Below are 15,240 nucleotides of genomic sequence, written 5' to 3'. Positions count from 1 at the left end.
CACCCGGCTCCGTCGATCCCTGGGCATATGCTGGCCCCAAAGCGCCGGCACACGATTCGGCGCATGAATCGCCAATAAGGGGACGCCTGATGAGCCCAGCCGAATTGCACGCCGACAGCATCGTTATCGACGGGCTGATCATTGCCAAGTGGAATCGCGACCTGTTCGAGGACATGCGCAAGGGGGGCCTGACCGCCGCCAACTGCACCGTGTCGGTGTGGGAAGGGTTCCAGGCCACGATTAATAACATTGTTGCCAGCCAGACCCTGATCCGTGAGAACAGCGACCTGGTGATCCCGGTTAAAACCACCGCCGACATCCGCCGCGCCAAGGAACAAGGCAAGACCGGCATCATCTTCGGCTTCCAGAATGCCCATGCGTTTGAAGACCAGCTCGGCTACGTGGAGATCTTCAAGCAGCTCGGCGTGGGGGTGGTGCAGATGTGCTACAACACCCAGAACCTGGTGGGCACCGGTTGCTACGAGCGCGATGGCGGCCTGTCAGGTTTCGGTCGCGAAATCGTCGGCGAGATGAACCGCGTGGGCATCATGTGCGACCTGTCACACGTCGGGTCCAAAACCTCCGAAGAGGTGATCCTCGAATCGAAAAAGCCGGTGTGTTATTCCCACTGCCTACCGTCGGGCCTCAAGGAGCACCCGCGCAACAAATCCGATGAAGAGCTCAAGTTCATCGCCGATCATGGCGGTTTTGTCGGCGTGACCATGTTCGCGCCGTTCCTGGCCAAAGGTATCGACTCGACCATCGACGACTACGCCGAAGCCATCGAATACACCATGAATATCGTCGGCGAAGACGCTATCGGCATCGGCACCGACTTCACTCAGGGCCATGGCCAGGATTTCTTCGAAATGCTCACCCATGACAAGGGCTACGCCCGCCGCCTGACCAGCTTCGGCAAGATCATCAACCCGCTGGGCATCCGCACCGTGGGCGAGTTCCCCAACCTCACCGAAACCCTGCTCAAGCGCGGCCACAGCGAGCGCGTAGTGCGCAAGATCATGGGCGAGAACTGGGTCAACGTGCTCAAGGACGTCTGGGGCGAATAAGCCACCGCTGACACTTCTTTTCCCCCGGCCATCCGACGGCGGGGGCATCAAAACAAATTTTCTGGAGTTAAGTTTCCATGGCCAAGATCGCCCCGCAATTGCCTATTGAAGTCGACAGCGAAACCGGTGTCTGGACCTCCGACGCCCTGCCAATGCTGTACGTGCCGCGGCATTTCTTCGTCAATAACCACATGGGTATCGAAGAAGTACTGGGCGCCGACGCCTATGCCGAAATCCTTTATAAGGCCGGCTACAAATCCGCCTGGCACTGGTGTGAAAAAGAAGCCGAATGCCACGGCCTGGAAGGTGTCGCGGTGTTCGAGCACTACATGAAGCGCCTGTCGCAACGCGGCTGGGGCCTGTTCAAGATCCAGGATATCGACCTGGATAAAGGCACCGCCAGCGTCAAGCTGGAGCACTCGGCGTTTGTCTATGTGTACGGCAAGGTCGGGCGCAAGGTGGACTACATGTTCACCGGCTGGTTTGCCGGTGCCATGGACCAGATTCTGCAAGCGCGCGGCAGCAACATCCGCACCGTAGCCGAACAAGTCTATGGAGGCTCCGAAGAGGGCCATGACGACGGGCTGTTCACCGTCAAGCCGTTGTAAGTCGAGGAACCCTGCCATGGCTTTCGAAGCAATGTTCGCGCCGATCCAGATCGGCAAACTGACCATCCGCAACCGCGTGCTCAGTACCGCCCACGCCGAGGTGTATGCCACCGACGGTGGCATGACCACCGACCGCTATGTGAAGTACTACGAGGAAAAAGCCAAGGGCGGTATCGGCCTGGCGATCTGCGGCGGTTCCTCGGTGGTGGCCATCGACAGCCCCCAGGAGTGGTGGAGCTCGGTGAACCTGTCCACCGACCGCATCATCCCGCACTTTCAGAACCTGGCCGACGCCATGCACAAGCATGGCGCCAAGATCATGATCCAGATTACCCACATGGGCCGTCGCTCGCGTTGGGACGGCTTCAACTGGCCGACCCTGATGTCGCCATCCGGCGTACGTGAGCCGGTGCACCGTGCCACCTGCAAGACCATCGAACCGGAAGAAATCTGGCGCGTGATCGGCAACTACGCCCAGGCTGCGCGGCGTGCCAAGGCCGGTGGCCTGGACGGTGTGGAATTGTCTGCGGTGCACCAGCACATGATCGACCAATTCTGGAGCCCGCGGGTCAACAAGCGTACCGATGAATGGGGCGGTAGCTTCGAAGGGCGCATGAAGTTCGGCCTGGAAGTCTTGAAAGCCGTGCGTGCAGAAGTCGGTGATGACTTCTGCGTGGGCATGCGTCTGTGCGGTGACGAGTTCCATCCGGACGGCCTTTCCCATGAGGACATGAAGCAGATCGCCAAGTATTACGACGACACCGGCATGCTCGATTTCATCGGCGTAGTGGGCTCGGGTTGCGACACCCACAACACCTTGGCCAACGTGATCCCCAACATGAGTTATCCACCTGAGCCATTCCTGCACCTGGCCGCCGGTATCAAGGAAGTGGTCAAGGTTCCGGTGCTGCACGCGCAGAACATCAAGGACCCAAACCAGGCCACGCGCATTCTGGAAGGCGGCTATGTGGACATGGTCGGTATGACCCGTGCGCACATCGCCGACCCGCACCTGATCGCCAAGATCAAGATGGGCCAGATCGACCAGATCAAGCAGTGCGTCGGCGCCAACTATTGCATCGATCGCCAGTACCAGGGCCTGGATGTGCTGTGCATCCAGAACGCCGCGACGTCCCGTGAATACATGGGCGTGCCGCACATCATCGAAAAATCCACCGGACCCAAACGCAAAGTCGTGGTGGTCGGTGCCGGCCCGGCCGGGATGGAAGCTGCGCGGGTCGCCGCCGAACGTGGCCACGATGTGACCCTGTTGGAGAAGAAGGAATTTATCGGCGGGCAGATCACCACTGCCTCGAAAGCCCCGCAACGCGACCAGATCGCCGGTATCACTCGTTGGTACCAACTGGAGCTGGCGCGCTTGAAAGTCGACCTACGCCTGGGCGTGGCGGCGGATGCCGAGACCATCCTGGACCTGCGTCCGGATGTAGTAGTGCTGGCTGTCGGCGGGCATCCGTTCATCGAGCAGAACGAACACTGGGGCGCCGCCGAAGGTTTGGTGGTGAGCAGTTGGGATGTACTCGATGGCAAAGTCGCGCCAGGCAAGAACGTGCTGGTGTACGACACCATCTGTGAATTCACCGGCATGTCGGTGGCCGACTTCCTGGCCGACAAAGGTTGCCAGGTGGAAATCGTCACCGATGACATCAAACCCGGCGTGGCAGTTGGCGGTACGTCGTTCCCGACTTACTACCGCAGCATGTACCCCAAGGAAGTGATCATGACCGGCGACATGATGCTGGAAAAGGTCTATCGCGAGGGCGACAAGCTGGTGGCTGTGCTGGAGAACGAATACACCGGCGCCAAAGAGGAACGGGTGGTCGACCAGGTGGTGGTGGAGAACGGCGTACGTCCGGACGAAGCCATCTACTACGGGCTCAAGGAAGGGTCGCGCAACAAGGGCCAGATCGACGTCGAAGCCCTGTTCGCGATCAAGCCGCAGCCGTGCCTGAGCGAGGCGGGCGAGGGGTACTTGCTGTTCCGCATCGGTGACTGTGTGGCGCAGCGTAATACCCACGCTGCGATCTATGACGCCCTGCGCCTGTGCAAGGATTTCTGACCCGACACCGAACCAATGTGGGACTGGGTCCAAATGTGGGAGGGGGCTTGCTCCCGATAGCGATGGGTCAGCTACAACAGTATCAACTGACACTCCGCCATCGGGAGCAAGCCCCCTCCCACATTCAAGGCCAGTTTCACAGTAGACCTGTGTGGTCTGTGGGAGCTTCATCATGTTGAACACCTTGCTGCCAATCCTCTTGTTTGCTGCCCTGGGCCTTGCGGTCCTTGGCGCCCTGCGCCGCATGAACATGTGGCGTCGTGGCCGTGCATCCAAAGTCGACTTGCTCGGCGGCCTGCTGGCCATGCCCAAGCGCTACATGGTCGACTTGCACCACGTGGTCGCCCGCGACAAATACATCGCCAACACCCACGTCGCCACGGCGCTGGGCTTTGTGCTGTCGGCCCTGCTGGCCATTCTCGTACATGGCTTTGGCCTGCATAACCGTATCCTCGGCTATGCCCTGCTGCTGGCCTCGGTGCTGATGTTCGTTGGCGCTACCTTCGTCTACCTGCGTCGTCGCAATCCTCCGGCGCGCCTATCCAAGGGCCCGTGGATGCGCCTGCCGAAAAGCCTGATGGCTTTCTCGGTGAGCTTCTTTCTGGTGACCTTGCCGGTGGCCGGAATCCTGCCAGCGGACTTCGGCGGTTGGCTGCTCGCTGCGCTATTGAGCGTGGGCGTGCTGTGGGGTGTGTCCGAGATGTTTTTTGGCATGACCTGGGGCGGGCCAATGAAGCACGCCTTCGCCGGTGCCCTGCACCTGGCCTGGCACCGTCGCGCCGAGCGCTTTGGCGGTGGCCGCTCCACGGGGTTGAAACCCCTGGACCTCAGCGATAAATCTGCACCGCTGGGCGTGGAAAAACCCAAGGATTTCACCTGGAACCAACTGCTTGGTTTCGACGCCTGTGTACAGTGCGGCAAATGCGAAGCGGCGTGCCCGGCCTTTGCTGCCGGCCAGCCGCTGAACCCGAAAAAGCTGATCCAGGACATGGTGGTCGGCCTGGCCGGTGGCACCGATGCCAAGTTCGCCGGCAGCCCGTATCCGGGCAAACCCATAGGCGAGCATGGCGGCAATCCTCATCAACCGATCGTCAACGGCCTGGTGGACGCTGAGACGTTGTGGTCGTGCACCACCTGCCGCGCCTGCGTGGAAGAATGCCCGATGATGATCGAGCACGTGGATGCCATCGTCGACATGCGCCGTCACCTGACCCTGGAAAAAGGCGCCACACCGAACAAGGGCGCCGAAGTCCTGGAAAACCTGATCGCCACCGATAACCCAGGCGGCTTCGCACCTGGCGGCCGTCTGAACTGGGCCGCGGACTTGAACCTGCCGCTGCTCAGCGACAACGGCAGCTGCGAAGTGCTGTTCTGGGTCGGTGACGGTGCCTTCGACATGCGCAACCAACGAACCCTGCGCGCATTCGTCAAAGTGCTGAAAGCCGCCAAGGTCGACTTCGCGGTACTCGGCCTGGAGGAGCGCGACAGCGGGGACGTTGCGCGGCGCCTGGGCGATGAAGCCACGTTCCAGCTGTTGGCTACGCGCAATATCCAGACCCTGGCCAAGTACAGCTTCAAGCGCATCGTCACCTGTGACCCCCACAGTTTCCATGTGCTGAAAAACGAGTACGGTGCGTTCAACGGCAATTACCTCGTGCAGCACCACAGCACCTTCATGGCCGAGCTGATCGGCGATGGTGCGCTGAACCTGGGCCAGCACAAAGGCAACAGCGTGACCTACCACGACCCTTGTTACCTGGGCCGCTACAACGGCGAATACGAGGCACCGCGCCAAGTGCTGCGGGCGCTCGGGATCGAGGTCAAGGAAATGCAACGTTCGGGCTTCCGTTCGCGCTGCTGCGGTGGCGGTGGCGGCGCGCCGATCACCGATATTCCCGGCAAGCAACGTATCCCGGATATGCGCATGGATGACATCCGTGAAACCGGCGCCGAGCTGGTGGCTGTAGGTTGCCCGCAATGTACGGCGATGCTTGAGGGCGTGGTCGAACCACGCCCATTGATCAAAGACATCGCGGAGCTGGTGGCCGACGCTTTGCTTGAGGACCCGGCACCGGTCAAGACCCCGATCAAACGTGAACCTGCGGAGGTGCACTGATGAGCGACATTATCCGCCGCGACCCACGGGCCGAATGGATCGCCCGTAACCGCCTGCACCCGCTGCATGCGGCCATGCAGCCGGTACAACACAGTTGGATGGGCCCTAACGGGATCATCCGCAAGAATGTGCATGGCGTCGGTTTTATCGGCCCCAACGGCATCAAGCGTATCGACCGCAGCGGCGCCCAGCAGGGTGGTGCGGCCAAGCGCACGGCAGCAGTGGAAGTGCAATTGCCACTGCATCAGGTGCAAGCGCCTGCGTTCTACGTCAACGTGGTGCCGGACATGGTCGGTGGCCGCCTGAGCAGCCACGACCGTGACTTGCTCGGCCTGGCGCGACAACTGGCCGGCAGCGACGGCGCAGTACTGGCGGTGGTATTCGGCGAACCCAAGGAAGCTGGATTTTCCACCGCCGGTGTCGACCGCCTGCTGGTGTTGGAGGGCCATGAATTCGACGGTTACTCACCCGAGCAACGTGTGCAGGGGCTGCGTGCTGTGGATAACCAGTTCAACCCGCGTCATTGGCTGCTGCCGGACAGCCGCAGTGGCGGTGGCGAGTTGGGCCGGCGCTTTGCCGCCAGCCTCAAGGAACGCCCCGCCACGCGGGTGTGGCAAATCAAGGATCAGACCTGCATCGGCCGTGCCGGCGCAGGTCAGGAAGACTTGGCCCGACCACTGCCACGCCTGATTCTGGCTGCTGCCGAATGTGCCGACCCGGTCAGCGATACTCGCCATGAAGTGTTGCCCGTGGAGTTATCCACAAGCCTGGCGCGCAGCCTGCCACGCATCGAAGATCTCGGCGCGGTAGCGGTGGACCCGGCGGCGATTCCGATGGCCGAGGCCGAGTTCATTTTCTCCGGCGGTAACGGCGTGAAGGACTGGGCGCTGTTCCACCAGACCGCCGCGGCCCTGGGCGCCACCGAAGGCGCCTCGCGGGTGGCAGTGGATGATGGCTTCATGGCGCGTGATCGGCAGGTCGGTGCCAGCGGCACCTGGGTCACGGCAAGGGTGTATGTGGCCGTGGGTATCTCCGGGGCGATCCAGCACCTGCAAGGCATCGGTGCCTGCGACAAGGTGGTGGCAATCAACCTCGACCCGGGTTGCGACATGATCAAGCGTGCCGACCTGTCGGTAATCGGCGAGAGCGCCGCGATTCTGCAAGCCTTGATCGATGCGGTCGAGGCCTACCGCAACGGCGCCAAGCGCGATGCAGCTTAGGGACATGACCATGACAAGCAATGTTATCAGCCTGGTATCCATCGGCGCCCACCCCACTTCCGGGCGTCCGCGCCGTGCGGAGCAGGATGCGCGTGCCGTCGAGCTGGGCCTGCAAATGGCTGGGGATAAGTTGCAGGTGCTGCACGCCGGCAACATCGCTGAACCGACCCTGCGCAGCTACCTGGGCATGGGCCTGGCGCAACTGCAGGTACTGGAACAACCGCCAGGCTCCGATGCCTTGCCGATACTCAGTGAGTATCTGCGCGATGCTGGTGCCCAAGTGGTACTCACCGGCAGCCAGGCCGAAACCGGTGAAGGCTCGGGCATGCTGCCGTTCCTGTTGGCCGAACAATTGGGTTGGCCGCTGATTGTAGGGTTGGCCCAGGTGGAATCCATCGAGGCTGGCGTGGCGCATGTGCTGCAAGCGTTGCCCCGTGGCCAGCGGCGGCGCCTGAAGGTGCGCCTGCCGTTTCTCGCGACGGTGGATAACGCCGCACCCAAACCACGCCAAAGCGCCTACGGCCCGGCGCAGCGCGGGGAGCTGGCGGCCCATGAAGTCGAGATCGAACAGGATGAGTTATTCACAGGGGCGCAGCTGCAACCAGCCAAGCCGCGACCCAAGCGGCTCAAGGTTATCAAGGCCAAGAGCGGCGCCGACCGCATGAAGGCAGCCACGGCCAAGGCCAGCGGTGGCGGCGGACGAGTGCTCAAGGGCGTCAGCGCTGAAGAGGGCGCCCAGGCGATTCTCCAATTATTGCTTGAGGAGGGCGTGGTTCGCTGAGCAGTGAGGGGAACGCAGGTGCCGCATTCAAGTGATACAGGGCAAAAAAACGCCGCACGGTCTGTGCGGCGTAGTGAGGCGGGGATACGTGTCTTATTGCTCGTCCCACGCCTCTTGCCAGGCCAGGCCCGCGCCGGGCTCGTAATATCGTGGCGACCCTGAGCACCACGGGGCGTGTTTGCACTTATAATTTTTACCCTGATGGGAGTAGGTTTTGCCCGCTTCGTGTAGACCTTCCGGCACATAGGGCGGGTACTGTCCAGGGTCTGCGGGGAGAACGGTAAAGCCAAATTCAGCCGTGTCGGTTTTGCCATTTTCCTGGTCTTTAACCGTCAGCCTTGCCTTGAGCGGTGTCGGTTCGGAAACCATCTGGGCTTTGCCGCTGACGGTCGCGGCGTCTTCTGCGCCAGTCATGCCCGGAACTGCCCACTCATAACGCACAGGGCCGTTGGCGCCAGTCGATTGCGTACCGCTGAACGTAAAGGCTTGCCCCGATTTCAGGGATGTCGGGCCGGTGATGCGTGCCACCGGTGGCGCCGGATCCACCGGGCCTGGATCTTGCCCGGCAATAATCGACATCGCCTGGCTGTAATCTTTTACCGTGGCAAACGTCGCGTTGATCAGCGGGTTTTGCTGGTTGAACACGATATCCTGGCCATGTCGCTCGCCAATTCTGGCAATGGCAGGATCGACTTTATCGGCTATTTCCTTGCCCCATTTGGCGGGCGCTAAATTAGCCGTGGTGATCTTATGGGTGATATCCACCAGCTCCTTTCTCTCCCCTTTGTTATCAAAGATGCGGAAGTGTACGGAGTCGCCTGGCTTCAGGGTCTGCATCTCGGCGGCGATAAACGTGCCGATATTGTGAAATTGCTCGGGTATGCTTCCTCCCTGGAAACTCACATCCGCACACGAGATGAAAAACTCTCCATTCGGGTCATTCCTTACCCAAATACCGACGATCAGGCCGTTACCCGATAGGCCCGTTGGAATCGTTCTGGTAATTTCGAAGAAACCTGCTGCCCCCGCTATCTTGGGTGGCGTCTGCCAGTCTGTCCTGGCGACAGTGAACGTCTCGACCTGGCCCAACTGCACCAGATCGCTCCATTTCAGCGTGTCAGTGGCCGTATTGAAGCCGGCCCTGCTGACAAAAGCATAAAACTTGCTGGGCACGTGGGGAGCCGTACCGATCAGACGCATGGTCAATGAATGGCCGGGAATGACATCCGCCTTGGTCCAGTAGGGCGTAGGTTGGTCCAGGCTGGCTTTTCTAGGGTCATTCGCAGAACAGATCAGTCCATCCTTGATCACGGCCTTGATCTGATCCAGCGAGGGATTGTTGATGCCAGGAATATGAGCGACTTCATTCCATTGTTGGGCTGCAAATACTTTTCCGGCGGGGGTGTTGAATATCCTGGCGGATTCTCGGCAACCCCTGTCGACGATGGAGGAGCCATCCTCGGATTGCCAGTAGCCCCCGGTTGCCTGGCAGTTCACTGCGCGTGACGGCGGAATGTCCAGCGCCCCGTGCGTCCACCCTACAAGCGGTAGCAGAGACATTGCTGCCAGCGCCCATGTGCCAAGTTTTTTCGTGAGTATATTCATGCTCGCGCTCCTTCAATTCAGATAGGTAAGTTCCGAACTGCTGGAACGATCGATGTGTGCACCAACTCCTGCGCCATTGGTTCAATGGCTGCCCAATGAGTGTAGATGAGCTGCGAGACAGAGGGCGTTTTGTACAACGCATCGAGCAATAATTTTTACCCACAAACGCTGTGAGCCTGGCTGTGGGTAAGATGTTCGTTGTTGGCTACAGGCCTTATATAACAAGGGCTTGGCTGAGATGGTCGAAATTTAACCAGATGCGCTTTTTTGCCCACTGAAAACGCTGGACAGCCCAATTCATGAGGCTTTGGCATGGTTTTCCACAGCACTGCGAAAGTTGCCCCCAAAGTCTGTTGGTGGTTCTGTGGATAAGGTGTTCGCGTACCTCTGAAAGCCACGTGGATCAATGGTTTCAAAGGGTTGATCAATAAGTGATCAGGTGTTGTGTGAACTCGGAAAAATGAATAAGTCACGGATTTTCTTGATTTAATTTGGGCTGCACCAGGCACTTGCCCACAATAGCTGTGGGTGCCTCTGTGGATAAGTTGTTGGGCGAACGCTGGAGGCCCCAACCGCAGAGGGCTTGGCTATTGTTGGTCAAATTTTGAACGGCTCGGATTTTAATGTGAGAGGGGGCAAGCTCCCTCCCACATTTGATCTACGGCGTGTCAGTTACTCGTGTGCTGCCACACCTTTGAGGTACGGCGCTGGAGCGGCGCCCAGGTTGTTCAACATGCGCTCGCTGTACCAATCCACAAAATTCACCACGCCAAACTCATAGGTCTTGGAGTATGGGCCAGGCTGGTAAGCGGTGGAGTTGATGCCGCGTTGGTTCTCTTCGGCCAGCCGACGGTCCTGGTCGTTGGTGGCGTCCCACACCTGGCGCATGCGCTCCACGTCGTAGTCCACGCCTTCCACGGCGTCCTTGTGCACGATCCACTTGGTAGTGACCATGGTTTCCTGGGCGCTGATCGGCCACACGGTGAACACAATGATGTGATCGCCCATGCAGTGGTTCCAGGAGTGGGGCAGGTGCAGGATGCGCATCGATCCCAAGTCCGGGTTCTTGATACGGCCCATGAGCTTGGCGCAGCCCTGTTTGCCGTCGAGCGTCATGGACACGGTGCCCTTGAGCAACGGCATGCGCACGATACGGTTGCGCAGGCCGAAACTGGCGTGGGCGTAAGGAATCTTCTCGGCATCCCAGGCGGCGGCGGAAGCGGCCACATGGTCCTTGAAAGCTTGGTCGGCGCGAGGGTCGGTGACGTCGTCCCACTCCAGCAGGGTTTTCAGCAGTTCGGGGTGCGACGCGTTGCAGTGGTAGCACTCGCGGTTGTTTTCCAGCACCAGTTTCCAGTTGGCCTTTTCGAACAAGGTGGTCTGGATCGCCACCTTGGTGTTTTCCATGTCGTAGGGTTCCATGTAGTGATTCAGGGTCGACAGGAAGTCATCGATGGCCGGTGGGTTCTCGGCCAGGCTGATAAAGATGTAGCCGCCGGCAGTCTTCACGTTCACCGGCTTGAGGCCGTACTGCTTCATATCGAAATCGGCGCCCATCTCGGTGCCGGCGAACAGCAGGCGGCCGTCCAGCTCGTAGGTCCACTGGTGGTAATGGCAGACCAGCTTGGCGACCTTGCCCTTGTCGCTGGTGCACAAGCGTGAGCCACGGTGGCGGCAGACGTTGTGGAACGCATGCACCACACCGTCGGCGCCACGGATCACGATGATCGGGTTCTTGCCCACTTGCAGGGTCAGGTAGTTGCCCTTGGTAGGGATTTCGCAGGTCATGCCGGCGATCAACCACTCTTTCTGGAAGATCTCCTGCATGTCGATATCAAACAACCGCTCATCAGAGTAAAACGGCTGCGGCAGTGAAAAGGTGCGCTCGCGCTCGTGCAGCATTTGCGCGGTGGCCTTGCGTGCGGGTTCCAGCGGATCGCCCAAGCTTAAGGTTGCGGTGACGTCCATCGTATGTGTCCTCGTGGCCATTCTGTGTGGCCGGGATAAGTGGCTACGGTTGTTGCGTTGCAAGGCGTAAAGAAAGCGTCTTTGTTGGGAGCGAGTGTGGGCCCGGCGTTGCGTCGAACCTTATCCATGGGCGACATGGCCCAATCTGATCCCGACGCGCAACCCCCGGTAGTTGGGGGCTGGTCGCCGTAAGTATGTGAATGTCGCAGATAGGTAAATGGGTGGCCCCGGCGTTACGCAGAATCGCCACCATAAGGCCGACGTCGGCGGTGGAGAACAACATGTCTAGCAATTTCCTGAATCCGGTAACCACCCAGACCTGGGCCAATGGTCGACACATCGTCCGTTGCGTCAAAGTCATCCAGGAAACCTGGGACGTGCGCACCTTCTGCTTCATGGCTGACCAGCCGATCCTGTTCTTTTTCAAGCCCGGGCAATTCGTCACCCTGGAGCTGGAGATCGACGGCCAGCCGATCATGCGCTCGTACACGATTTCCAGTTCGCCCTCGGTGCCCTACAGCTTTTCGGTGACCATCAAGCGCGTACCGGGCGGCAAGGTCTCCAACTGGCTGCACGACACGCTGCATGAAGGGCAGGAGCTGGCGGTGCACGGCCCGGTGGGGCTGTTCAACGCCATCGACTTTCCCAGCCCGAAAGTGCTGTACCTCAGCGGCGGCGTCGGTATCACCCCAGTCATGTCCATGGCCCGTTGGTTCTACGACACCAACGCGAATGTCGACATGACCTTTGTTCACAGCGCCCGCTCGCCCAAGGACATCATCTACCACCGCGAGCTGGAGCACATGGCGTCGCGGATCGACAACTTCAGTCTGCATCTGATCTGCGAAAAGCATGGTCTGGGAGAGCCTTGGGCCGGGTACCGTGGTTACCTGAACCACAAGATGCTGGAACTGATGGTGCCGGACTTCCTCGAGCGCGAAGTGTTCTGCTGCGGCCCGACGCCCTACATGAGCGCGGTGAAGCGCCTGCTCGAAGCCGCTGGTTTCGATATGGCGCGCTATCACGAAGAGTCCTTTGGCGCGACCCCGCCGGAAGCGCGGGCCGATGCAGTGGAGCAAGCCGAGCAAGCGGCGGATGCACCGGAGATCGACTTGGCGGATCTTCACCAGGTGGAGTTCATTGCCTCCGGCAAGAGCATTCGTGTAGCACCGGGTGAAACGGTGCACGCCGCGGCCGCCAAGCTCGGCCTGCTGATTCCCAAGGCCTGTGGCATGGGCATCTGCGGGACATGCAAGGTGATGAAGCTGGGCGGCGAGGTGGAGATGGAGCACAACGGCGGGATCACCGAGGAAGACGAAGCTGAGGGCTATATCCTGTCGTGCTGCAGTGTGCCGAAGGGGGATGTGCGCATTGAATTTTGATGCTCAGTACAAGCCCGGCCGACGGTCCTGGTGAACGTGGTTATGCTCGCTGATGAACTTGTCTCTGGCCTCGGCCAGAGGCAGTTGAGCGACTAGCCGCTGTTCCCTCTGATGGGAGACTGCGCCGGCCAACGGGTAACCGTTGGCATCGACAATGGGCGAGCCGCCCACCCAGGTTATACCGCGCTCCTCGCCGTAGCGGTCACAGGCGGCAATGAACATGCGATTGACTGCAGCATTGGCCTGGACGCGAACAATCTCCCCCGGTCGCTCGTCGGCCGGGCGTGGACCGTCCGGCCAGTTCACCGGGGCGCACAGCAGGTCGGCGCCGGCCAAGGCGGCCAGGCGCACCCACTCAGGCAGTTCCAAGTCGTAGCAGATCATCGCGGCGACCCGGCCGATCTTGGTTTCGACGACCGGCGGTGGTTCGGTGCCGGGCGTGAAGATCAGCTTTTCCCGGTCCCATAAGTGGGCTTTGCGATACACCGTCAGCCGGCCTGCGGGTTGGATCAACGCGAGGCTATTGGCGACCCGTCCAGCACTCAGGCGCTCACAGAAGCCGGCGACGATGATGATATCCAGTTCACTGGCCAAGGCGCGCCATAGGCTCAGGGTCGGGCCGTCATCTGTCTCGGAAGCCGCATGGGCTTCCCCTCGGTTATCGAAGGCGTAACCACTTTGCATCAGTTCGGGCAGGACGATGACCTGTGCCCCACTTGCGCCACGGATTGCGCTTTCGCTGAGCGCCCGGTTGTAATCAAGATCGCCAATACGGGGGGCCAGTTGATGGCAAACGACCGTTATCGATGTCATGACTCTTCTCCTTCCAACAGCCGTTCACTGGCCTCCACGGCGCGGGCTTCACGGGAGTGATCGAGGCGTCGGGTCATGATGCAGTAGGTCGCCGCCGAGACCACCAGGCCAACCACGAATGCAATGTCGGCACCGCCCAGCCATAGTGCGACCGGGCCTTGGTAAAAGCCCAGGGACATGAACGGGACCATCGTCGCGATGCCGAGGAAATACGCGGTGAGGCCGGCGCTCGACCAGCGACCGTAGATGCCGCCAGGGTTGAACAGGTCGCTGATTGCGTAGCGCCCTTTGCGTACAGCATAGTAGTCCGCGAGATTTACCGCCGTCCAAGGCACCAGGAAATACAGCATCAAGAGGACGAAGTTATTGAAGCTGTGCAGGTAGCTCTCCGGGATGCTCAGGGCGATCACGAAAATGACCGCGGCCACCAAGCTGATGCCGATGATTCGCTCTTGAGGCGCGGCTTGATCGAGATGAAGCCGTCGATGGCACTGATGCCGGTGAGCATGGCGCCATAGCAGTTGACCGCCATGATGCCCACCAGCGCAGGCACCGCGATCAATACGGTAAAGGTGCCAAAGCCGGGTATCACTTGGTTGCCCACGGCCTGCACGCTGGCGATAGCATCCGGAGAGGGCAGGGCCGACGCGAGGAAAGCCCCCAATGACATCAGCCACAGCGCTGAGCCGGCGGCGCCCAGGTAGGTCCAGGTGACAACGCTGCGCGTGGGCGTGGTGTGCGGCAGATAGCGCGAGTAATCCGACACGTACACGGCGTAGCTGATCTGGTAGCCCGCGGCGGCGGACAGTTGAATCAAGAAGGCTGACCAGGAAAAGTGCGCGCCCACCACCGCCGAGTCGGCTTGCAGGCTCATCAAAGCAGCCACCGTCAGTACGGTGAAAACACTGATCATCACGTAGGTCAGCCAGCGTTGTACGGTGTGCAGGAGGTCGTGGCCGACTACTGCAATGATCACTGCCAGGATGATCATCAAGGCGTACCAGGGGGCGCGCTCGCCGGGCAGCACGGTGTTGATCGCGTCTGTTGCGAGAATCACGTTGAAGACGTTGAAGCCGATATACACGAAGACCACTGCGATAAAGGGCACGATTGCCCCGCGCAAGCCGAATTGTGCCCGCGACTGGACCATTTGCGGCAAGCCCATGCGTGGGCCTTGATTGGCGTGGAAGGCCATGGCAAAGGTGCCCAGGCACACGCCGATGACAATCGCCAGGATCGCATACATCAGGCTCAGGCCCAGCGCCGCGCCGGTAAAGCCGGTGACCATGGTGGTCAGTACGAAGTTGCCTGTGAACCAGAACGGCGCTTGATGCCAAACCTTGCCGTGGCGTTCATGGCGCGGCACATAGTCAATGGAGCGGGTTTCAACTTTCAGCGTGGTGGAAGACGCAGCAGTTGGTCGTTCTGGGGGCGTGTTCATAGATATCACGGTCTGTTTTTATTGAGTGAGACCACGGAGAGTCTTGTAAGCAAAAGTACATTTGAATCGGCATTCGCAAATAATCACTTCAGGAATTTCTGAACTGATTGCGCAAGTCCAGTCTAAGCAGGGCTTGCCTTACGCACGTACCTTTTATTTCTA

The 15,240-nt window shown here is 60.2% G+C and carries 10 protein-coding genes and 1 pseudogene; 7 read left to right on the top strand and 4 right to left on the bottom strand.

The window, feature by feature from the left end; all coding sequences use genetic code 11:
* Nucleotides 1-89: 89 nt before the first annotated feature.
* The 6 genes from BLU48_RS25915 (at nt 90) to etfB (ending at nt 7,869) form a co-directional block, all read left to right on the top strand.
* Nucleotides 90-1,067, top strand: a complete 978-nt coding sequence (locus BLU48_RS25915) for a dipeptidase (RefSeq protein WP_014720245.1) — start codon at nt 90-92, stop codon at nt 1,065-1,067.
* 77 nt (nt 1,068-1,144) lie between these two features.
* Nucleotides 1,145-1,675, top strand: a complete 531-nt coding sequence (locus BLU48_RS25910; RefSeq protein ID WP_003194877.1) for a DUF5943 domain-containing protein — start codon at nt 1,145-1,147, stop codon at nt 1,673-1,675.
* Nucleotides 1,676-1,691: 16 nt separating this feature from the next.
* Entirely contained in the window at nt 1,692-3,752 is a 2,061-nt protein-coding gene (dgcA, locus tag BLU48_RS25905) for a dimethylglycine demethylation protein DgcA (RefSeq protein WP_046069854.1), read from the top strand.
* 172 nt (nt 3,753-3,924) lie between these two features.
* Nucleotides 3,925-5,868 carry a dimethylglycine demethylation protein DgcB gene (gene dgcB / locus BLU48_RS25900; protein WP_046069853.1) on the top strand — a complete coding sequence of 648 codons (1,944 nt, stop codon included), beginning with the start codon at nt 3,925-3,927 and terminating at the stop codon, nt 5,866-5,868.
* Nucleotides 5,868-7,088, top strand: coding sequence for an electron transfer flavoprotein subunit alpha (etfA, locus tag BLU48_RS25895; protein ID WP_057022897.1), 1,221 nt, complete (start codon nt 5,868-5,870; stop codon nt 7,086-7,088). The genes dgcB and etfA overlap by 1 nt, the downstream gene beginning before the upstream one ends.
* Before the next feature lie 10 nt (nt 7,089-7,098).
* The gene (gene etfB, locus BLU48_RS25890) at nt 7,099-7,869 is read left to right on the top strand and encodes an electron transfer flavoprotein subunit beta (RefSeq protein ID WP_057022898.1); all 771 of its coding nucleotides are present in this window, start codon (nt 7,099-7,101) and stop codon (nt 7,867-7,869) included.
* Nucleotides 7,870-7,962: 93 nt separating this feature from the next.
* Here the strand turns inward: etfB and BLU48_RS32535 are convergent, their stop codons facing one another.
* Together BLU48_RS32535 and gbcA are read right to left on the bottom strand one after the other, a co-directional pair.
* Nucleotides 7,963-9,474: a lytic polysaccharide monooxygenase gene (locus BLU48_RS32535; RefSeq protein WP_057022899.1), complete on the bottom strand. Its 1,512-nt coding sequence runs from the start codon at nt 9,472-9,474 to the stop codon at nt 7,963-7,965.
* 672 nt (nt 9,475-10,146) lie between these two features.
* Nucleotides 10,147-11,442, bottom strand: a complete 1,296-nt coding sequence (gene gbcA / locus BLU48_RS25880; RefSeq protein WP_057022900.1) for a glycine-betaine demethylase subunit GbcA — start codon at nt 11,440-11,442, stop codon at nt 10,147-10,149.
* Between the two features lie 281 nt (nt 11,443-11,723).
* On the opposite strand from gbcA, the gene gbcB reads away from it, so the two are divergent.
* Nucleotides 11,724-12,824 carry a glycine-betaine demethylase subunit GbcB gene (gene gbcB, locus BLU48_RS25870; protein ID WP_057022901.1) on the top strand — a complete coding sequence of 367 codons (1,101 nt, stop codon included), beginning with the start codon at nt 11,724-11,726 and terminating at the stop codon, nt 12,822-12,824.
* Nucleotides 12,825-12,827: 3 nt separating this feature from the next.
* Here gbcB and BLU48_RS25865 read toward each other — a convergent pair whose 3' ends face one another.
* Nucleotides 12,828-13,637: a nitrilase-related carbon-nitrogen hydrolase gene (locus tag BLU48_RS25865; protein ID WP_057022902.1), complete on the bottom strand. Its 810-nt coding sequence runs from the start codon at nt 13,635-13,637 to the stop codon at nt 12,828-12,830.
* Nucleotides 13,634-15,084, bottom strand: a pseudogene (locus tag BLU48_RS25860) (purine-cytosine permease family protein). The gene BLU48_RS25865 and the pseudogene BLU48_RS25860 overlap by 4 nt, the downstream one beginning before the upstream one ends.
* Nucleotides 15,085-15,240 lie beyond the last annotated feature (156 nt).

Origin of the sequence: Pseudomonas synxantha (genome assembly GCF_900105675.1) — a bacterium.
Lineage (GTDB): Bacteria > Pseudomonadota > Gammaproteobacteria > Pseudomonadales > Pseudomonadaceae > Aquipseudomonas > Aquipseudomonas synxantha.
Note: the sequence above shows the minus strand (reverse complement) of the source record. Positions and strands in the feature narration are given on the sequence as shown.